The following is a 19,426-nucleotide window of genomic DNA, read 5'->3' as shown; positions in this document are numbered from 1 at the left end:
CAGGCCGTCCCACACTTTCCGGAACGCACGCGCTTCCACGCTGAACCAGAAGCCGCCAACGGCGAGCAGGAGCACCGCCACAAGCCAGGGCGCGATCGCGTGCTCGTCGACCTTGGCTCCGAACAGCACCAGCGTCTTGCCCTGCGCCGCACCGATGGTGAGGAACGACGCCAGCTCGACCACGCCGACGAAGCCGAGCACCACAAGCAGGCCGGGAACCAGCACCCGCACATAAGGCACGAGCAGGCGGCCGAACCGGCCGGCGCGCACGATCGGGCCGTGGGCCGCGATCAAGCCCATCAGCCCGTTCGGCGCGAAGATCACCATGGTGATGAAGAGCACGCCGACATAGACCAGCCAGGAGTTCGACATCAGGCTGACGCCGCTCTGTAACAGCGTGATCAGGATGGCGCCGAGGATCGGGCCGCCGAAGGCGCCGGAGCCGCCGATATACGCCATCAGCAGCGCGTTGGCCGACAACGGCGCGGCCAGCGCGTCGAAGGTCACGATCTCGTAGGTGATGGCGTAGAGCCCGCCGCCGATGCCGGCGAAGAAGCCGGACAGCGCGAACTGCAGGAAGCGCACCATGCGCGGGTCGTAGCCCATGAACTGCACGCGCTCGAAATTGTCGCGCGAGGCGTTGGCCATCCGCCCGAGCGGCGTTCGGGTGAGAAACAGCATCAACAGCGCCGAGATCACGGTCCAGGCCAGGATCAGGTAATAGACCTGGATGGCCGGGCCGTATTTGAAGCCGAACAGGCTGTGGCCGATCATGCGGTTGGAATTGACGCCGCCCTCGCCGCCGAAGAAATGATGGAACATCAGCGCGGCCGTGGTCATCAGCTCGCCGATGCCGAGCGTGATCATCGCGAACGCAGTGGCGCGCTGTTTCGTGGCCATGTAGCCGAACACGATCGCGAGCCCCGTGCCCGACAATCCGGCCAGGATCGGGAACAGCTCGAGCGGCAGCGGCAGCACGCCGTCACCGGCGAGGTTGAGAAAGTGGATCATGGCGTAACCGCCGATCCCAAAGAAGGTGGCGTGGCACAGCGAGAACAGCCCGGCCTGCCCGAGCAGCATGTTGTAGGACAAGGCCAGGACGGTCATCATGCCCATCTGGCTCAGCATCGAGACCACGAAGCCGGACTGCCGGCCGGTGTGATAGTTGTAGAAAACCCACGGCATCGCGATCGCAGCGAGAAGCGCCACGAGCCAGACCCACCCCTGCACCGAGCGATTGGCCTTCATGTGTCGCGCGTTCCCATCAGGCCGCGCGGCCGGAACAGAAGGATCAGGATCATCAGCGCGAACGGCAGCAGCGCGCCGATCCGCGCCACCGGCACGGTCATGAACTCCGTGAACAGATTGTCGCCGGGCAGGCTCACGCCGAGCGGCTTGATCAGGTCGAACAGCGAAGCGTTGATCACCACCGCGAAGGACTGGATCATGCCCATCAGGATCGAGGCGACGAAGCATCCGAGCAGCGAGCCGAGCCCGCCGAACACCACGACGACGAACACGATCGGCCCCATCGAATCGGCCATGCCGGGCTCGGTGGTCTGGTAGTTGCCGCCGATGACGCCGGCGAGCCCGGCGAGCGCGCAGCCGCCGGCGAACACGATGGTGAACACCCGCGGCACGTTGTGCCCCAGCGCGCTCGCCATCTGCGGATGGGTGAGCGCGGCCTGGATGATCAGCCCGACCCGGGTCTTCTTCAGCAGCAGCCAGGTCGTGATCAGCATGGCCGCCGACACCAGCAGCATGAAGCCGCGATAGGCCGGGAAGTATTCGCCATAGAAGGTGAACAGCGGGAAGTCGAGGACCGCCGGCATGCGATAGGGCATCGGCAGCATGCCCCAGATCATCTGCACGCTGCGGCCGATGATGAAGACGAGGCCGAAGGTGAACAGCAGCTCGGCGATGTGGCCATTGGCATGGACGCGGCGCAGGCCCCAGATCTCGATCGCCGCGCCGATCAGGCCGCACAGCAGCGGCGCGATGATCAGCGCCGGAAAGAAGCCGATATACTGGCTGACGGTGAAGGCGAGATAGGCGCCGATCATGTAGACCGAGGCATGCGCGAAATTGAGCACGCCCATCATGCTGAAGATCAGCGTCAGCCCGCTCGCCAGCATGAACAGCAGCATGCCGTAGACCAAGCCGTTGAGCAGGGAAACGAGGACGATCTCCATGGGTTGCAGTCCTCGCTTCCGCTAGATCATCGCGTTCTCTCCGTTCACTCGGGCCGCTTCATCTTGCAGATGGTCGGCAGCGTCAGGTCGGTCGCGGACGCCGTCATGTAGTTCTTCCAGCCGAAGCCGGTGTGCTCGGAGTCGTATTTGACATCCTTGGAGAAGATGCCGGCGTAGAACGGCATCAGGAGCTGATGATCGTCCTTGCGCATGGTGACGTCCTGCCCGAGCATGTCCTTCTCCTGCAGGCTCTCCAGCGCCAGCGCCACCTTGAGCGGATCGGTCGAGCCGGCCTTGTTGATCGCATCCGTCAGCATGTCGATCATGGTGACGAAATTGAGCGTCGAGAAATCGGTGTCGTGGCCGCTCGTACGCCAATCCTCGGCGAACTTCTCCGCCGCCGGCACCTTGAGGTCGACCGGGACGTTGCCGTTGAACTCCATGATCGAGGTCAGGCGGTTCTCGCCGGCGGCCCCGATCGCGGTCGCGCCGCCGATCAGGTGGGCGAGGAAGGTGTCGAACCGCACGTTCAGGCCGGCATCGTTCGCAGCCTTGATCAGGAGGTTGAGGTCGCGGTTATAGTTGCCGGTGACCACGCTCTGGGCGCCGGAGGCCTTGATCTTGGCGACATAGGGCGAGAAATCCTGCACCTTGCCGAACGGCATCAGCTCGTCGCCGACGATCTCGACATCGGGACGCAGCTTGGCCAGCCATTTCTTGGAATCGTGCTGGATCGACTGGCCGAACAGATAGTCCTGGTTCAGGAGATAGACCTTCTTGACATCGGCCGGCAGCGCCTTGATGCGGGCGGCGGCGCGCATGTCGACGGACCCTGCGAAGCGGAAGTGCCAGAAGTCGCATTGCTCGTTGGTGAGCTCGGTCGCGAGCGCGCCGCAGTTGAGATAGAGGATGCGGTTGTCGGGGTTGCGGGCATTATGCTTGGACACCGCGTCGATCAGGGCGGCGCCGACATTCGATCCCGTGCAATGCATCACGAACGGGATGCTCTGGTCGGTCATGCTCTTGAGCGCGATCAAGGCCTCGGCCGGTTGCAGCTTGTCGTCGAACGGCACCAGCTCGAACTTCCGGCCCAGCGCGCCGCCGGCCGCGTTCTTCCTGGCGATGATGAACTGGAAGATTTTCAGGAACTCGTCGCCACCCGAGGCGAACGGGCCCGAGAACGGGTCAGTATAAGCTAGCTTGATAGTGTCCTCGGCCAAGGCGGGCCGGCCTGTCGACAACAGACCCAGAAGCACAAAGGAATAGCAGATCAATCGCATAAAGCGCATCATTTCCTCCCCATGCCCGCCCCGCAGGACAGATTTGTTTTTCTTTGAGAGTACATAGGCCCAAGGTCGAGTCAATCCACCGCCTTCCCCACCTGACTTTCCGCTCGACTGTGCGGCCGCGCGCCAATTCCGGGTGACGGGCTTTTCCGCGATGTCGGCCTTTTGAATGATTCACAATTGCGCCGTCTCCATAGCGCCATCTAAAATTGATTTGTCTTTCGCGCGATCGCGCCGCGGGCCGGCGCCGATTGCACGTTCCAGACGGACAACTGAACCGGTCCGTCAGTCGCCGGCGCGCTGCGCGGCAACGCGCGGCGATGCAGGCTGCGAGGAAATCCGCTGCTGCAGCCGCGCGTCACTGAGCTGCAGCGTGGCCTGGTCGAGCCGGCCCTGCGCGGCGGCGTCGGCGGCACAGGTGAAGATGCGGTAGAACTGCGCGCCGTCGAAGGCCACCAGCAACAGGTCGGCCCCGGCATCGAGCGCCTCGACCACCGCCGTGCAGACATCGTGCTGGTAGATCGCGCCCATCACCAGGTCGTCGGTGATGACGAGGCCCTGGTAGCCCCATTCCTTGCGGAGGATGCCGTCGATGACGCGCTTCGAATGCGAGGCGGGCCGGCCCGGATCGATCGCGGGCATGCTGACATGCCCGACCATGACGGCGGCGTTCGACGCGGCCAGCACCTCGCGGAACGGACGCCAGTCGGCGGCTTGCAGCACCTCGACCGGGGCGTCGAGGCTGGCGTCGAACAGATGGGTGTCGCTCCGCACCCGTCCGAGCCCTGGGAAATGCTTCAAGGTCGCACCGACGCCGGCGGATTCGAGGCCGTGCACATAGGCGCGCGCGATCTCGCCGACGACCGCCGGATCGTCGGCGATCGCGCGCTGGCCGATCAGCGTATTGTGGTCGAACAGATTGTGCCCGGCCGCGGGCTTGAGATCGAGCACCGGCGCAAAGTTGAGATTGACGCCAAGCTCCGCGAGCTCCCGGCCATGAATGCGCCCGAACGCCTCGGCCCTCCGCTGACGGAGATCGGGGGGCAGACCGACGAGCGTCGCCAGCGCCGGCAACGCCGTCAATGGCGGCGCGAGATGCGCGACGATGCCGCCCTCCTGATCGGCGGCGACGATCAAGGGCGGCAGGCCTGCCGCCCGCCGCCGCGCCTGCAGCGCCGCAAGCTCCGCCTTCACCGCCGCCGCGGTGCGGCCGGCGACATTGTGTCGGGCGACATAGACGCCGCCGATCAATCCCTTCTCGGCGAGATCGGCGACCTCGTCGAACGACGTATAGCCGACGACGAAATGCCGGCCGAGACTGCGGGCCAGGGCCGGCTCGGTCCGCAGCACCTCGCGCTTGCCGGCTTCGAACAAAAGCTGCGCACCGAGCAGCGCGAATGGCGGCAATATCCATAGCAGCACCAGCAGCTTCCCGATCAGGCTGCCGACGTGCCCGCGCCTGATCAGGACCGCTACCACCGCGAAGCTCGCTGCTGACAGCGCCGCGTTTCCCGGCCCGCGCAGCGCGGTCAGAACGGGATCGTTGCTGTCGATTGCGGCGACGGTGCAGACGGCACCGATCATCCAGATCGCGAGGGTTCCGACAAGTTTGAGGATTCGCATGGAAGACACGGACCTGGCGACGGGCGCGTTGCGTGAGGCGTCTCCGTATCAACCCCATGGGCGCGAGCCAATCGCAAAACCGCGTCTGCACGAAATCTGCAAACAAATCCTGAACTCCTGCAGAGCTCGTCGCCACCAAGTGCACGGAAGCCGCATAGCGTCCGCCGCGTCGACCAGCAGTCGATGCCCTTCAGGAAGCTCAAGCGATGACCAGCCTCGCCCCTCCCCTGTCCATTTGCCTCGTCCGCCCGCATCCTTCGCACAAGCTGGCGCTCGCGCTGGCGCTGACGGCGCTCGCGGATTCCCTGTTCTACGGCGAGCGCATGGGAATCTCCGTCGTCGTTTCGCTTTCGCCCTGTCGTTCCGCATCGCAGGTGCCGCATTCTGCGTCGCCGTGTCCATTCTGACCGATGCCGGATGGCATCCCGGCGCAGTTGGGGTTTCCGCGGATATCGGCTACAGCGTTACCTGGATCAGCATGACAAGCCGGCTGCCGCGGGCTGACCAGCCGGAGGAAAATGTGCCGCACCGCATCCTCACCGTCGATGACGACCTGCACATTCGCGAGGTGATCCGCGTCGCGCTGAAGAAGGCCGGCATGAGCGTGGCCGAGGCGCGCGACGGCAAGGAAGCGCTGGCGCGCTTTGCCGCCGAGGCGCCCGACCTCGTCGTCCTCGACATCGGCATGCCCGAGCTCGACGGCCTCGACGTCTGCCGGCAGATTCGGAAAAGCTCCGACGTGCCGATCCTGTTCCTCACCGCGCGCGACGAGGAGATCGACCGCATCCTCGGCCTCGAGATCGGCGGCGACGACTATGTGACGAAGCCGTTCAGCCCGCGCGAATTGGTCGCGCGGGTCAACGTCATCCTCCGCCGCAGCGCGCCGCGCGAGGTCGATTCCAAATCCTCCGTGCTGGCGCAGGGAAAGCTCGCGATCGATCCTGTAGAGCATGCGGCGAGCTTCGCCGGCACGCCGCTCCGACTCACCGCGATCGAGTTCGGCATCCTGCGGGCGCTCCTCGCGCGACCGACCGCCCTGTTCAGCCGCGAGCAGATCATGGCCGCCGCCTACCAGCTCAACATCCAGGTCTCCGACCGCACCATCGACAGCCATATCCGCAACATCCGCGCCAAGCTCGCAGCCGCGAACTGTGACAACGTGATCGAGACCATTCACGGCGTCGGCTTCAAGCTCGGCCGCTGCGAGCCTGCGGCATGAGCGTCGCACCAAGACGGAAATGGCGGCCGTCACTCGCGCAGATCATCTTCGCGGTGCTGGCCGTGGTCGCCACGCTGCCGCTGATCGGGCTGTTCTTCTTCCGCCTCTATGACAACCAGCTCATCCGCCAGACCCAGGCGGAGCTGATCGCGCAGAGCCGGGTGTTCGCCGCGATCTATGCGCGTGAGGTGCAGGCTCATCTCGCCTCGAACATCCCGCTCGGCGCCGAGCTGCCGGCGGAGGCGCTGCCCGATCCGCAGGACCGCTTCGAGCCGATCCGGCCGACGCTCGATCTCGCCGCCGACGAGATGCTGCGCCGCCGGCCCGACGCCCTGCCCGCCGCTGCGCCCGCGGACAAGTCCTATGTCGAGATCGGCGCCCGGCTCGAGCCGCTGATCGAGGACACGCAGCGGGTGACGCTCGCGGGCTTCCGCGTTCTCGATCCCCGGGGGGTCGTCATCGCCGGCCGGTCGGAGATCGGCCTGTCGCTGGCGCATGTCGAGGAGGTCGCATCCGCTTTGCGCGGCGAATACCGCGCCGTGCTGCGCACGCGGATTCCCGACAAGCCGCCGCCACCGATCTATTCGTTCAGCCGCGGCCTCGGCGTCCACGTCTTTTCCGCGATGCCCGTGATCGTCGACAACCACATCGCCGGCGTGGTCTACACCTCGCGTACGCCCGCCAATATCTTCCAGCATTTCTACCAGGAGCGGGTGAAGTTCGTCCTTGCCGGCGGCATGGTGGTCCTGGCGACGCTCGCTATCGGCCTCGTGTTCTCACGCACCGTCACCCGCCCGATGTATGAATTGATCGGCCGCGCCGAGCGCATCCGCGGCGGCGACACCGCCGCGTTCGCGCCGCTCGCCCATTACGGCACGCGCGAATTCGCCGCGCTGTCGAAGGGCTTTCTCGACATGGCCGAGCAGTTGTCGCGGCGCTCGGACACCATCGCGACCTTCTCCGCGCATTTGACACACGAGTTGAAATCACCGCTGACCTCGATCAAGGGCGCTGCCGAGCTGCTGCTCGACCAGCTCGAGCCGCAGGCGAGCCCGCTGACGCGGATGGAGCAGAAGAGCCTCCTCTCCAACATCCTGTCCGATGTCGACCGCCTCGAAGTCATGACGCGCCGGCTGCGTGAATTGGCGCGCGCCGAGATCGTCGAGCAGCACGAACGCGCCGAATTGAACATCGTGGTCGGCAATTTGATCAGCCGCTTTCCGACCCGCGCGATCAAGGCGAGCGGCTTTCTCGACTGCTCGATCGGCATGTCGGCGGAAAAGGCGCTGATCGTGCTGTCGCACCTGATCGACAACGCGGTCCGCCACAACGCCAGGACCGTTCAGCTCGAAGCCTCCGGCGACGCCTCGCGCGTCCGGATCACGGTCGGCAACGACGGCGATCCGATCTCCGAGCCCAACCGCGAACGGATCTTCGACGCCTTCTTCACCACCCGCCGCGACACCGGCGGCACCGGCATGGGCCTTGCGATTGTCAGAGCCGTGATGACCAGCCATGGCGGCTCGATCCGCCTGCTGCCCGCCGAGAAGGGCGCGGCCTTCGAATTGACCTTTCCGGCGGTCTGAGATTCGTAGGGTGGGCAAAGCGGCGTCTTGCACAGAAGCGCGCCGCGCAAAGACAGGAGGGTACCCACCTTTCGCGAGCACCGCTGCCGATGGAATGGTGGGCACGTCGCTTCCGCCTTCGCTCTGCGAGCCACGGCGGACGCGGTCGCGCCTTACCCCATCCTACGAACTGACGACTTTCGCAAAAAACCGCTATTTCCACATATATGGAATCTTTTCCCCGCCCTTGGCGCGGTGCCGGCTTCCGACCTAACCTCGCATCAAGCGCCTCCGGCTCGGAGGCAACACCAATTTCGAGGGAAAAGGAAGCGATGAAAGTCTTCGTCTTTGACCTGCTCGCCTATGGCGAACAGCTCGATCATCTCAAGGTCGGCAGCGAGCTTCCCTATCCCCTCTCCAACCGTCACTTCAAGCCGGAGATCGCGGTACGCACCTATGCCGAACATCTCGAGGCCTGGGAGGAGCTCGACAAGCTCGGCTATGACGGCGTCGGCTTCAACGAGCACCATTGCTCGCCCTATGGATTGATGAACTCGCCGAACCTCTTGGCCGCGGCCGCGGCCCAGCGCACCAGGCGGCTGAAGCTCCTGATCTACGGCAACCTGCTGCCGCTGCATGAGCCGCTGCGGCTCGCCGAGGAATTGGCGATGCTGGACTGCCTGTCCAACGGCCGACTGATCTCCGGGTTTGCGCGCGGCATCCCGCGCGAATACCAGGTGCACAACGTGCCACTGCAGGAGTCCCGCGCGCGGTTCGAGGAGGCCTATGAGATCGTCACCCGCGCCTGGAGCGAGGAGATATTCTCCTACCAAGGCAAGTTCTGGTCCTACAAGGATGTCGCGCTGTGGCCGCGGCCGGTACAGAAGCCGGGCCCGGAAATCTGGATCCCGGTCGTCGGCAGCAAGGAATCGATCGAGTTCGCGGCGCGGAAGAACGCGGTGATCACGCCCGGGCTCGCGAGCGGCGGCCTGCAGCAGGACATCATCCGCTACTTCGCGAAATGCCTGCGCGAGAACGGCCATGGCATCACACCGCACCATCTCTCGATTGCGGTGCCGGCCTATGTCGCCGACAGCAAGGCCGAGGCCGTGAGAGAGTTCGCGCCCTACCATCTCTATTTCAACCGCACGCTGTTCAGCCACGGCAACTTCACCGAAACGGCAAAACAGCGCGACGCCGGCTATGTCTCGCAGAGCTCGACCGACTATGTGCGGCCGGAGAACATGAAGGCTGCGGCGGGCTTGCGCGAGAACTACCGCAACACGACGCTCGCCGATTTCGAGCGACAGGCCGAGCACATGGCGTTCGGCACGGCGAAGGAGGTCACCGAGCGCATCATCGCCGCCGCGGACGCGGCCGGCGCCAACCAGGTGCAGATCAGCCTCAACCGCGGCGCGTTGCCGCAGGAGATGTTCCTGGAGCAGATCCGCCGCTTCGCCCGCGAGGTGCTGCCGGCCCTGCAAGCCCACGAGGTGCGCCGCGTGCCGGCCGCCGAGGAGATCGCGGCGTGAGGCTGACGATCAGTCCGAGCCATCGCCGCGACAAAGGTGCACTCCCTCTCCCGCCCTTGCGGGGGAGGGCTGGGGTGGGGGTATCTCCACGAGCGAATCTGCGGAGAGTCCCCACCCGCCGCGCAAGCGCGGCGACCTCCCCCGCAAGCGGGAGAGGTGAGCGAGCCTGCGGATAGCTCTAGGACTCGTACACGGACCTGCGTAAGCTGCCAACGAGAGTGCCGGCCAACGGCGCCTTCATCCGCACATTCGGGGAGGCCGTCATGAACGTCGAGGTGAGATCGCCGGTCGAGGAGGCGCTGGAGAACCAGCCGTTCGGCGCGCTGCAATTGCGGGTCGTGCTGCTCTGCGCATTGGTGCAGGCGTTCGACGGCTTTGATCTCGGCACCATCGGCATGGCCGCGCCGTCGCTGTCGAAAGCCTGGGGCGTGCCGCCGCCGCAATTCACCACCGCCTTCGTGATGTCGAGCGTCGGGATCCTGTTCGGCGCACTGCTGTCCGGCCCGCTCGGCGACCGTTTCGGGCGCAAGCCGCTGCTGATCCTCAGCGTCGGCTTCATCGGCCTGTTTTCGGTGGCCAGCGCCTTCGCCTGGTCAGTGCCGTCGATCACGGCGATGCGCTTCCTGACCGGGATCGGCATCGGCGGCGCCATGCCGGTGACGGTGGCGCTGACCTCCGACTACAGCCCGTTGAGCCGGCGCGGCACGCTGATCATGCTGATGTTCTGCGGCAATACGCTCGGCGGCTTCCTCGGCGGCCAGCTCGTCGCGCAGATTCTGCCGATCTTCGGCTGGCAGAGCATCTTCCTTGCCGGCGGCATCCCACCCTTGGTGCTGATCCCGTTCCTGATGTTTTATCTGCCGGAATCGCCGCGCTTCCTGATCGCGCATCGCGCCGACGCCGAGGTGACGAAACGCATCCTCGTCCGGCTCAATGTCAGCGCGCAGGCGGCTGCGACAAAACTGGTCGACGTCGCCAAGGGCAATCCGGTCGGCCAGCTGTTCACTGGCGGGCTGGCGCTCGTCACGGTCCTATTGTGGGTCGCCTTCTTCGCCAACCTGCTCAACATGTACCTGTTCAGCTATTGGATGCCGACCGTGCTGAACCTGTCCGGCTTCAAGCCGGAGACCGCGGTGTTCTATGCCAGCATGTTTCAGCTCGGCGGCATCCTGTCCTGCCTGCTGCTCGGCCCGCTGATGGACCGTTTTGGTGCAGCACGGGTGCTCGCGCTCAGCTTCGCTTCCGGCGTCGTGTTCGTGTTGCTGATCGGACTCACCAGCCTGCCGGCGCCCTGGATCATGCTGCCGATCCTCGGCGCGGGCGGCGCGATGATCGGAAGCCAGCTCGGCGCCAACGCCATGGCAGCGGCCGCCTACCCGGCGCGCATCCGCTCCACCGGCGTCGGCTGGGCGCTGGGGGTTGGACGACTCGGCGGCATCGCCGGCCCCGCGATCGGCGGCGGCCTGCTGGCGCTCGGCCTGCCGCCGAACCAGATCTTCCTCTGCGCCTGCGGACCGGCACTGATCGCCGCCTGTGCCACGGCGTTCCTGATCGTGAAGGCCGCGCGCGACCGCGATGTCGTGGTCGCGGCGGCGCAGACGCGAGCCGTCTAACATAACGGGTGCAAGATGGAGTTTTCCGGCAAGACGGCGTTCGTCACCGGCGCCGCCAACGGCATCGGGCTCGGCCTCTGCCGGGCGCTGGCGCGAAGCGGCGTCAACCTGGCCATGAGCGACATCGAGGCCGCGCAGCTCGAGGCGGCCCGGCGCGAGCTTTCGAGCTTCAACGTGCGCACCCGCGCGATCCCGCTCGACGTCTCCGACGCCGATGCGTTCGCCCGCGCGGCAGACGAGGCGGAAGCCGAATTCGGCAACATCCATTTCCTGTGCAACAATGCCGGCATCACCATGAAGCCGGCACCGCTTTGGGAGATCACGCCGCAGCAATGGGAGTGGATCATCGGCGTCAACGTCCATGGCGTGATCAACGGCATCCGTGCGCTGGTGCCGCGGATGAAGGCGCATGGCGAGGCAGGTCACATCGTCAACACGGCCTCCATCGGCGGCTTGCAGGTCAATCCGAAATTGCGCAACGGCGCCTATGCGATGACAAAATATGCCGTGGTCGCCGCCTCCGAGGCGCTGGCGCTCGATCTGGAAGGCTCCCATCTCGGCGTCTCCGTGCTGTGCCCGGCGATCGTCGCCACCACGCTCTATGCATCGGCGCAGCGCCGCCCGGAGCGTCTCGGCGGTCCCTTCGGGCGGCCATCACCGGAGTACGCGAAGGCCTTCCACGCCGTCGGCATACCGCCTGATGACGTCGGCCGGCGCGTGCTCGACGCGGTGGCGCGCAACGAGTTCTTCATCTTCACCCATGCGGAGCCGCGCGAATGGATCGAAGCGCGGCATCAGCGATTGATGGCCGGCTTCGACGCGCTGGATCGCTATCAGGCCCGCAAGGACGGAGAGTAGCGCGCGATCAGGTACGGTCTGGCGGCAACGGCAGTACGTTCCCTCCCCCCTTGCGGGGGAGGGTTAGGGAGGGGGGTGCCACACGACGCGCTCGACGTTGCTGGCAAAGAAAGCTTTTTCCTCGGTTCGGATGCATCGAGTTTGCGGCTATCCCCCCGACCCTCCCCCGCAAGGGGGGAGGGAGCGCATCTTCGATGCCGTCCCAGCTCACCCATCTCTCGAACGGCTTCAATCTCCAGCATTCGCGAATCGCGCGAGCCGCGCGTTTTCGGCACGGAAGGCGGCCAGAATCTTTGCAAGGTTCTTCTCGATCCGCTCCTGCGGGCCGGCGACGCCGATAGCGAGCCGGCGATGACCCGCCGGCGTCGGCACCATCATGCCCACCACGCCGACGCCCCGCGTCACCATGCCGCGCGACAGGCAATAGCCGTCGCGGCGCACCTGGGCGATACCGCTCTTGAGCCGAGACAACGAGGAAACGCCGCGCTCGATCTTGTTCTGCCGGACCGTGCGTCGATGGATGCGAACGATCTCCTTGTCGCGCAGTTCGGCGAGCAACGGCCAGCCGAGGCCGGAATGCACCAGCAGCACGCGCGAGCCGACATGGGTGAAATATTGCAAAGGCTGGCGCGCGCGCAGGATGTCGACGATCTCGACATAGATGTCGGTCGGCGTGCCGAGCAGGATGGTCTCGCCGAGCTTGCGGCCGACGCGCCGCACCGCGTCCTGGATCGGGCCGCCCTCGTAGCTCGCGGGCGTCACCCAGCTTGCGAGCTGCGCCAGCCGCGGCGTCGGCAGGTAGGCGCGCGAGGCGCTTTCGAACGAGAGGTAGTTCATCTGCGCCATGGTCTTCAGCAGCGCCGCCGCGCTCGAGGTCGGCATGCCCAGCGCGTCGACCACGTCCTTGAGACGCAGCGGACATTGCCGGGCGCGGAACAGCTCCAGAATATCGAACACCCGGCGCGCCGATTTGATCAGGCCGTCGGACATGCGGCGCTAGAGCTTTTTCCGTTCCGATGGAATCGGAACGGAAGCTCTAGCTCCTTTGTTTTGACGCGTTTTCTTCACGCGAACCGGTATCCACTTCGCTCGAAAACGCTCTAAGGCGCGTAGTTCCGCGCGAGCGGCAGTGCCTCGCGGGCGAAAATCTCGACCGAACGCTGCACCTCCTCGTGGCTGAGATCGCCGAACGAGAACTGCGTGATGAGATAATTCGTGCCGGCCTCCTGCATGATGCGATGGATCTGGTCCGCGATCCGGCCCGGCGAACCCACGATGGCGCCGCCGTTCTGCACCAGCGTATCAAAATCCTCCGGCAGGCGGACGAAGCGCGGCTGGGTGCCGTGCAGCTTCCACGGCTTCATGAAGCTCCTGTAGAACTGCGGCCAGGCGCGGCGGCCGAGCGCCATCGCCTCCTGCTCGCTGTCGGCTGCGAGCGCGAAGCGGTTGATGCCGAGCAGCGGCAGCGCCTCGGGTGCACGGCCCAGGGCCGCCCATTCGGCGCGGTAGCGGTCGGTGATCTCGCGCACCCGGGCAAGCGGCCCGCCGCAGACGATGTTGATCGCATGCTGCGCCGGCCAGGCCGCGCCCTCGGGAACCGGCACCGCGTACCAGAGCGGCGGATGCGGCAACTGCGCCGGCCTGACGTCGACCGGCACCTTGGCGAACTGATAATACTTGCCGGAAAAATTCACCTCGTCCTGCGTCAGGGCCTGCATGATCACCTGATAGGCCTCGACATACATCGCCGGTGCCGCCTCCGCATCGACGCCGAAATAGTTCAATTCATGCGGCGAGGCGCCGCGCCCGATGCCGATCTCGACGCGGCCGCGGCTCAAATGATCGAGCATGCAGATTTCTTCCGCCAGCCGCAGCGGGTGATGCGCCGGCAGCACATAGACCAGCGCGCCGAGGCGCAGCCGCCGCGTGCGTTGTGCCGCGGCGGCCAGGAACACGCTCGGCGACGGCGTCAGGTTGAGCGGCGTCGAATGGTGCTCGCTCATGTGATAGGTGCGGAAACCGCTTCGGTCGTAAAGCTCGAGGAGCTGGAGACGCTTCTCGTACTGCTCGGTGAGCGGATAAGGGCCGTGGTCGTTCTGATCGAAAATGCCGAACTGCATGGTCTCTCCTGCACAACGCCAGAACGGAGCCGACAACCGCCGGCCTCCGAAATCGCCTTGGCCACCGTCTTGCGGTCGAGCGTTTCCCTGCGCTTCCATCATCTCTTGTCTTCAACGCCAACGAACATGGCAAAGGCACGGTGGTCAAGGCCACAGGTTCCGGCGGATGACATGCGCCTGGACCATCTGGCGCGTGCGAATTCGCAAACTCCACGTATTTGCAACCTTGCCGGCAGGCTTTCCCTCATGGCAAATGCCGTCAAATCGCCCTACCTTGGATCGATGGTCGGGGCGCGGCGGCACAAACTGCGATCCAAATGATCAAATGCCTGGCATTTTCGTTTCTGATGACGCTGATGGCCGCTTCCGGGCTGCCCTACGCGACGCAGCGCCTTGGTGACAATCTGATCGCCGTCGGGCTGGACGATGATCCTCGCGCGGCGACCGCGCCGATAGCGACACCGTCCCCCGACGCATCAGCCTCGGGCGACACCTCCTGTAGCAGCGTCACCTTCACGCGAAGCCTGAAATATGGCGGTGACGCCATGAACGTTCTCGACGCCGCGAGCGCGCAGACCACGCCGGGCGCCAAGCGTCCGGTGGTGGTGTTCATCACGGGCGACAGCTTTGCGGGAAGCGGCGACAGCCCTGCGGTGAAGCCGCTGGTCGAGCAGGCCATGTGTTTTGCGGCAAGCAACGGGCTCGTCGCCTTCGATATCTCGTACCGGCTTGCGCCGGCGGCGACCTGGCCGGCGGGAACGAAGGACGTGTCCGCGGCGATTTCCTGGGTCCATGAAAACGCCGATCTGTTCGGCGGCAACGCACAGGAGATCATTCCGATCGGCTACGGCACCGGCGCCTTTCACTTGGCGAGCTTCCTTGCCCACAAGGAATTCCAGGAGCGGGACGACCATGTCGCCGGCGCGGTGCTGGTGTCGGGCATCTACCGCCCGACCGCGAATGCGGACGAAGGCCAGCGCGCCTATTTCGGCGCGGACACCGGCACCTATGACAGCCGGTCGGCGGTCCCCGGCCTCGTTGCGGTCGAGGAGCCGATCGTGCTCGCCTGGTCGTCGGCAGACGCGCCGAACCTGATCATGCAAGGCGAGAAGCTGAACGAGCAGCTCTGCAAGGCCGGACATTGTCCGCGCACGGTGGTGCTGACCGGACCCGGCAGCCCGGCCTCGGTGTTCGATCTCGACGGCACCAGCGGCAACCTGCATGAGCGTCTGCGCCAGCTCATCGGCCAGATCGACGCGCGGGGGCTGCCGTAGGGCAATCATTGCGGCGCGATCGGCACGCGGGACGCGCCGATCGACGGAGCTCACGCCGCCTTGCTCGCGCGCAGGCGGTCCAGCACCGGCAGCAGTTCGGACGGATCGGGGCGGTGGGTGTAGTCGGGGTTCACCTCCGCATAGACGATGACGCCGTCGCTGCCGATCACGCCCCTCGGCAAAAGTCCACGCGCTGGTTGATTATCTCGCCGCTGAGCTGAAATAGGCATCTTTCTCCACAGCTGACCCAGCGACGCTATCGATCGAACAGGTCTCCCTGGACCGCCGGCTCCGCGGGATAAACCAGGACGCCCGCTGCCTGCGCCCGCGCCGCATCCGTCATCGCGGCCGCTTCGACATGTCCGGGGCCGAGCACGTGGAACACCGTCTCGCCGGCGGCCAGCAGATAGTCGGTGATGATGCGGCGGTGGCAGCGCCACCAGACCGTCTCCGCGCACATGATGGCGCAGCATTGCTTTTGCCCGAGCGCGCGCAGATGCGCCAGGCCCCCGCGAAAGCGATCGCTCATCGCGTAATCGGCATAGTTGTGAAAGCTGTCGTTCTGCCAGAAGGCGTTGACGTCGGGCGCCACCGTGCGCTCGCGGCCGCGCAGGCCGCCGAGCGAAGCGAGGTGCTCGTATCCGATGCCGGACGGCGCGAGCGTTTGCGGCAGGCTGTCGCGGTTGTATTGCGGATTGGTGCGCGAGCGCGGCACGGTGCGAACGTCGACGAGGTGGGTCACGTCAACGCTGTGCAGCAGCTCGATGAAGTCGCCGATGGCGCGGGTCCCATGGCCAATGGAGTAGAATGGATGCGCCATCTGCGAAGCATTTCCGTGCGTCTATGCGCGAGCTTCGTCGCCGGTCAGCGTCCCAGGCGCCGCAGCGCGCGGGCCTTGTGCAAGGCGACGTGATCGGTCGTGTCGCTCTTGATCTCATATTGCGGGTCGTCAGGACCAGCGTGGTGGACATAACCTTTGTAGGTTACGTCCTTGGTGTGCACCCGCAGAATCCGGCCGCGCAGCCGCCCGGCCTCGGAATTCCAGCTTACGTGATCGCCGACCTTGAACGATCCTGTCATGACCCAAGTCCCGCGCAAGAACGATTCCATGCCCTGAACATGATAACGGCAAGACGGCCCTGCGGTTGCATCCGGCCTCAAGGTGGCGGAACTCGCGCTCGAAACAACGCGCTGTTCACTCCCCCTGCGTCGCCGCGCCGAGCGCGACGATGCCGGCGCGCTTGCGCTCATTGGCCTTGAAGGCACGGTAGCGGACGAGCTGCATGTCGGCGATCACGCCGACCAGGATCACGCCGCCCATCACCGCGAAGTTCAGCGAGCTCGGGATGCCCAGGAGATTCACGAGGTTCTGCAGCACCTGTAACAGGATCGCGCCCAGCACGATGCCGAGCACCGAGCCCTCGCCGCCGCGCAGCGAGCAGCCGCCGAGCACGGCGGCTGCGATCGCATAGAGCTCGTAGAAATTGCCGTGCGAGGCCGGCGAGATCGAACGGGTGTACATCGCGAGGTAGATCGCGGAAATGCCGGCGAGCCCACCACTGATCACATAGGCTGCGGTGACGATCGCGCGGGTCCGGATGCCGGAATAGCGCGCCGCCTCCTCGTTCTTGCCGACCGCGAACAGGTAGCGGCCGAACACCGAGCGATGCAGCACCACGCCCATGATCAGCGCGACCACGACGAAGGCGATGAAGCTGTTTGGAATGCCGACGAAGCCGCCCTCGACCGCGAAGGAGCGCCCGGTGGTGAGACGCTCGAGCGTCGGAAAGCTCTGGCCGAACTCGAAGCCCGCCGTGCCGTCGTCGGTGTACCAGCGCGCCACGCCGCGATAGATCAGGAGGCCGCACAGGGTCACGACGAAGGGCTGCATCCGCACCCGGGTGACGAGGAGGCCGTGGATCAGGCCGAGGATGACGCCGGCCATGATGATCAGCAGCACCGCGACCGGCCAGGGCAGGCCGTAGGCCACCAGCAGGTTGATGAAGATGACGCCGAGCAGTGCGAAGATCGATCCGACCGACAGGTCGATGCCGCCGGTGATGATGACGAATCCCTCGCCAAGCGAGAACAGGCCGAACAGCCCGACCAGGTTCGCCGTGTTGGCGAGATTGATGCCCGACAGGAAGCGCGGGTTCAGGAAGGCGACGACGGCGCCGACCACCAGGATCAGAAGCAGCAGGCCCAGATCTTTCTTCAACATCGTCCGTCCTCAATTCAAGGTCTTGCCGACCGCGAGCTGCAGCACGTTGTGCTCGCTGAAGCGGTCGCGTTCAAGGAAGCCGGATATCGTGCCTTCATGCATCACCGCCATGCGGTCGGACACACCGATCACCTCCTCCATGTCGCTGGAGATCATCAGCACCGCGACGCCGGCATCCGCAAGCGCGCGCATCAGCGCATAGATCTCGCTCTTGGCGCCGACATCGATGCCGCGGGTGGGCTCGTCGAAGATGATGACGCGCGGCTTCATCGACAGCCATTTCGCCAGCACGATCTTCTGCTGATTGCCGCCTGACAGCGTGCCCGCCTCGGTCGCGACGTCATAGGCCTTGATGTTGAGGCGTTGCCGTTGCGCCTCGGCATTTCCGGCCTCGGCGATCGGGCTGATCAACGATCCCGTCGCATAGCTCTTCAGGTCCGGCAGCGAGATGTTCTCGGTCAGCGAGAATTCGAGATGCAGCCCGGCGCGCTTGCGGTCCTCCGGCACCAGATAGAGTCCGCGCGCGATCGCATCGCGCGGCTCGGCGATCGCAGCGGCCTTGCCGTCGATCCTCAGCGTGCCCGACAGCGGCCGGTCGATCCCGAATGCCGCGCAGGCGAGCTCGGTGCGGCCGGCGCCGATCAACCCCGCGAGCCCGAGTATTTCTCCGCGCCGCAAGGTCAGGCTGACCGGATGGTCGGGAAAGGCGGAAGTGCGAAAATCCTCGATCTCGAGCACCGGCGCGCCGGGTGCCGTCTTCGGCGGGATATAGAGCGATTTCAGGTCGCGCCCGATCATCAGGCGGATCATCGCCTCCGGCTTGATCCGCTCGCCGTCGAGCGCGCCCACCACCCTGCCGTCGCGCAGCACGACGACGCGGTCGGCGCAGGCCTTCACCTCGTTCAGGCGGTGCGAGATGAAGATGATGCTGACGCCGTCGCGCCTGAGCTCGTGCAGCACCGTGAGCAGCCGCTCGGTCTCGGTCAAGGTGAGGCTGGAGGTCGGCTCGTCCATGATGACGAGGCGCGCATCGAGCGACAGCGCCTTGGCGATTTCGAGGAGCTGCTGCTGGGCGAGCGACAGCTCGGCGACGGGCGTGTCCGGGGTGAAGTCGGCGCCCAGCCGATCGAGCAGCGGCTGCACCTTGCGCTTGATCGCCTTGCGATCGATCAGCCGCAGCGGTCCGCCATAGAGCGGCTCGCGGCCGATCAGCACGTTGGCGCCGACGTCGAGATTGTCGAACAGATTGAGCTCCTGGTGAACGAAGGCGATGCCGCTCGTGATGGCGTCGTTGACCGAGAAGGCCGCGCGATCCCGCCCGTCCACCCGGATCGTGCCTGCGGTCGGCTCGACGACGCCGCCCAGCACTTTCATCAGGGTCGACTTGCCGGCGCCGTTCTCGCCGATCAGGCCGACGATCTCGCCGCGGCAAACGGACAGGCTGACGCCATCCAGCGCGACGACGCCGGGATAGGTCTTGCTGATCCCGTTGAGCTCAAGGAAGGGAGCGGCGTCTTCACTCATGGGCGGCGACTGGGCGGGTTAGATTCCAACACGAGAACGAACCAGAGATCGGTCCGGCTTGCAATGCGGCGATAGGCGGCCACATGACAACAACGGGCCGATGCGCAAGCCACGCATCGGCCCGTAAGCTTCGATGGCCCCAGCTCGGCGCAGCCTCAGCTCTTGCCCTGCCGCTTCTTCAGCTCGGCCCAGAACGCATCGACGTTGTCCTTCTCGATGATCTTGGTCGGGACGATCAGGAGCTTGTTGGCGGGCACCCAGGACTTGTCGCCTTCGAGGTACTTCGCCATGTCCTTCATGCCCTGATAGCCCCACTCGTAGGGCTGCTGCACGACGGTGCCGACGATCGACCCTTCCTTGACGCCGCCGAGCGTGATCGGATCCTCGTCGAAGCCGATG

The 19,426-nt window shown here is 65.6% G+C and carries 18 protein-coding genes and 1 pseudogene; 7 read left to right on the top strand and 12 right to left on the bottom strand.

All coding sequences use genetic code 11. The features are described from left to right. The 4 genes from JOY90_RS38235 to JOY90_RS38220 all read right to left on the bottom strand — a co-directional run. Window positions 1-1,248 (bottom strand): branched-chain amino acid ABC transporter permease (locus tag JOY90_RS38235; RefSeq protein ID WP_291696256.1); only part of this gene is annotated, 1,248 nt, incomplete at its 3' end. Beyond that, entirely contained in the window at window positions 1,245-2,192 is a 948-nt protein-coding gene (locus tag JOY90_RS38230) for a branched-chain amino acid ABC transporter permease (protein ID WP_291696255.1), read from the bottom strand. The genes JOY90_RS38235 and JOY90_RS38230, both read right to left, overlap by 4 nt. 44 nt (window positions 2,193-2,236) lie before the next feature. Further along, window positions 2,237-3,481 carry a branched-chain amino acid ABC transporter substrate-binding protein gene (locus JOY90_RS38225; RefSeq protein WP_291696254.1) on the bottom strand — a complete coding sequence of 415 codons (1,245 nt, stop codon included), beginning with the start codon at window positions 3,479-3,481 and terminating at the stop codon, window positions 2,237-2,239. A 282-nt stretch (window positions 3,482-3,763) separates the two neighbouring features. After that, window positions 3,764-5,062, bottom strand: a complete 1,299-nt coding sequence (locus JOY90_RS38220; protein ID WP_367277054.1) for a glycoside hydrolase family 3 N-terminal domain-containing protein — start codon at window positions 5,060-5,062, stop codon at window positions 3,764-3,766. A gap of 245 nt (window positions 5,063-5,307) precedes the next feature. On the opposite strand from JOY90_RS38220, the gene JOY90_RS38215 reads away from it, so the two are divergent. The 6 genes from JOY90_RS38215 (at window position 5,308) to JOY90_RS38190 (ending at window position 11,888) form a co-directional block, all read left to right on the top strand. Further along, a complete protein-coding gene (locus JOY90_RS38215; protein WP_291696252.1) occupies window positions 5,308-5,508 on the top strand; it encodes a hypothetical protein in 201 nt (66 codons plus the stop codon). Between the two features lie 113 nt (window positions 5,509-5,621). Further along, on the top strand, window positions 5,622-6,320 hold the full coding sequence (locus JOY90_RS38210) for a response regulator transcription factor (RefSeq protein ID WP_291696257.1): 699 nt from the start codon (window positions 5,622-5,624) through the stop codon (window positions 6,318-6,320). Continuing rightward, window positions 6,317-7,906 (top strand): ATP-binding protein, encoded by a 1,590-nt coding sequence (locus tag JOY90_RS38205; protein WP_291696251.1) that lies wholly within the window; start codon window positions 6,317-6,319, stop codon window positions 7,904-7,906. Before JOY90_RS38210 ends, JOY90_RS38205 begins: the two co-directional genes overlap by 4 nt. Window positions 7,907-8,217: 311 nt before the next feature. Beyond that, window positions 8,218-9,417: an LLM class flavin-dependent oxidoreductase gene (locus tag JOY90_RS38200; RefSeq protein WP_291696250.1), complete on the top strand. Its 1,200-nt coding sequence runs from the start codon at window positions 8,218-8,220 to the stop codon at window positions 9,415-9,417. Window positions 9,418-9,680: 263 nt separating this feature from the next. After that, window positions 9,681-11,030, top strand: a complete 1,350-nt coding sequence (locus tag JOY90_RS38195) for an MFS transporter (protein WP_291696249.1) — start codon at window positions 9,681-9,683, stop codon at window positions 11,028-11,030. Between the two features lie 15 nt (window positions 11,031-11,045). Beyond that, the gene (locus JOY90_RS38190; RefSeq protein ID WP_291696248.1) at window positions 11,046-11,888 is read left to right on the top strand and encodes an SDR family NAD(P)-dependent oxidoreductase; all 843 of its coding nucleotides are present in this window, start codon (window positions 11,046-11,048) and stop codon (window positions 11,886-11,888) included. A 228-nt stretch (window positions 11,889-12,116) separates the two neighbouring features. Here JOY90_RS38190 and JOY90_RS38185 read toward each other — a convergent pair whose 3' ends face one another. Continuing rightward, window positions 12,117-12,878 (bottom strand): helix-turn-helix domain-containing protein, encoded by a 762-nt coding sequence (locus JOY90_RS38185; RefSeq protein ID WP_291696247.1) that lies wholly within the window; start codon window positions 12,876-12,878, stop codon window positions 12,117-12,119. Window positions 12,879-12,988: 110 nt separating this feature from the next. Continuing rightward, window positions 12,989-14,008: an LLM class flavin-dependent oxidoreductase gene (locus tag JOY90_RS38180; protein WP_291696246.1), complete on the bottom strand. Its 1,020-nt coding sequence runs from the start codon at window positions 14,006-14,008 to the stop codon at window positions 12,989-12,991. A gap of 317 nt (window positions 14,009-14,325) precedes the next feature. Between JOY90_RS38180 and JOY90_RS38175 the strand changes: the two genes are divergently transcribed. Continuing rightward, window positions 14,326-15,282, top strand: coding sequence for an alpha/beta hydrolase (locus JOY90_RS38175; RefSeq protein ID WP_291696245.1), 957 nt, complete (start codon window positions 14,326-14,328; stop codon window positions 15,280-15,282). Window positions 15,283-15,332: 50 nt separating this feature from the next. On the opposite strand, the gene JOY90_RS38170 is transcribed toward JOY90_RS38175, so the two are convergent. The 6 genes and pseudogenes from JOY90_RS38170 to JOY90_RS38145 all read right to left on the bottom strand — a co-directional run. Continuing rightward, window positions 15,333-15,464: a hypothetical protein gene (locus JOY90_RS38170; protein ID WP_367277052.1), complete on the bottom strand. Its 132-nt coding sequence runs from the start codon at window positions 15,462-15,464 to the stop codon at window positions 15,333-15,335. 74 nt (window positions 15,465-15,538) lie between these two features. Continuing rightward, window positions 15,539-16,102: a DUF488 family protein gene (locus tag JOY90_RS38165; RefSeq protein WP_291696244.1), complete on the bottom strand. Its 564-nt coding sequence runs from the start codon at window positions 16,100-16,102 to the stop codon at window positions 15,539-15,541. A 44-nt stretch (window positions 16,103-16,146) separates the two neighbouring features. Further along, window positions 16,147-16,362 carry a DUF2945 domain-containing protein gene (locus JOY90_RS38160; RefSeq protein WP_291696243.1) on the bottom strand — a complete coding sequence of 72 codons (216 nt, stop codon included), beginning with the start codon at window positions 16,360-16,362 and terminating at the stop codon, window positions 16,147-16,149. A 115-nt stretch (window positions 16,363-16,477) separates the two neighbouring features. Then, a complete protein-coding gene (locus JOY90_RS38155) occupies window positions 16,478-17,503 on the bottom strand; it encodes an ABC transporter permease (RefSeq protein WP_291696242.1) in 1,026 nt (341 codons plus the stop codon). A 9-nt stretch (window positions 17,504-17,512) separates the two neighbouring features. Beyond that, on the bottom strand, window positions 17,513-19,027 hold the full coding sequence (locus JOY90_RS38150; RefSeq protein WP_291696241.1) for a sugar ABC transporter ATP-binding protein: 1,515 nt from the start codon (window positions 19,025-19,027) through the stop codon (window positions 17,513-17,515). 155 nt (window positions 19,028-19,182) lie between these two features. Beyond that, window positions 19,183-19,426: pseudogene (locus JOY90_RS38145) on the bottom strand (ABC transporter substrate-binding protein); the annotation flags it as partial.

Origin of the sequence: Bradyrhizobium sp., assembly GCF_019242285.1 — a bacterium.
In the GTDB taxonomy this organism is placed as follows: domain Bacteria; phylum Pseudomonadota; class Alphaproteobacteria; order Rhizobiales; family Xanthobacteraceae; genus Bradyrhizobium.
The sequence above is the reverse complement of the archived record's forward strand: the minus strand, read 5'-3'. Positions and strand labels throughout refer to the sequence as shown.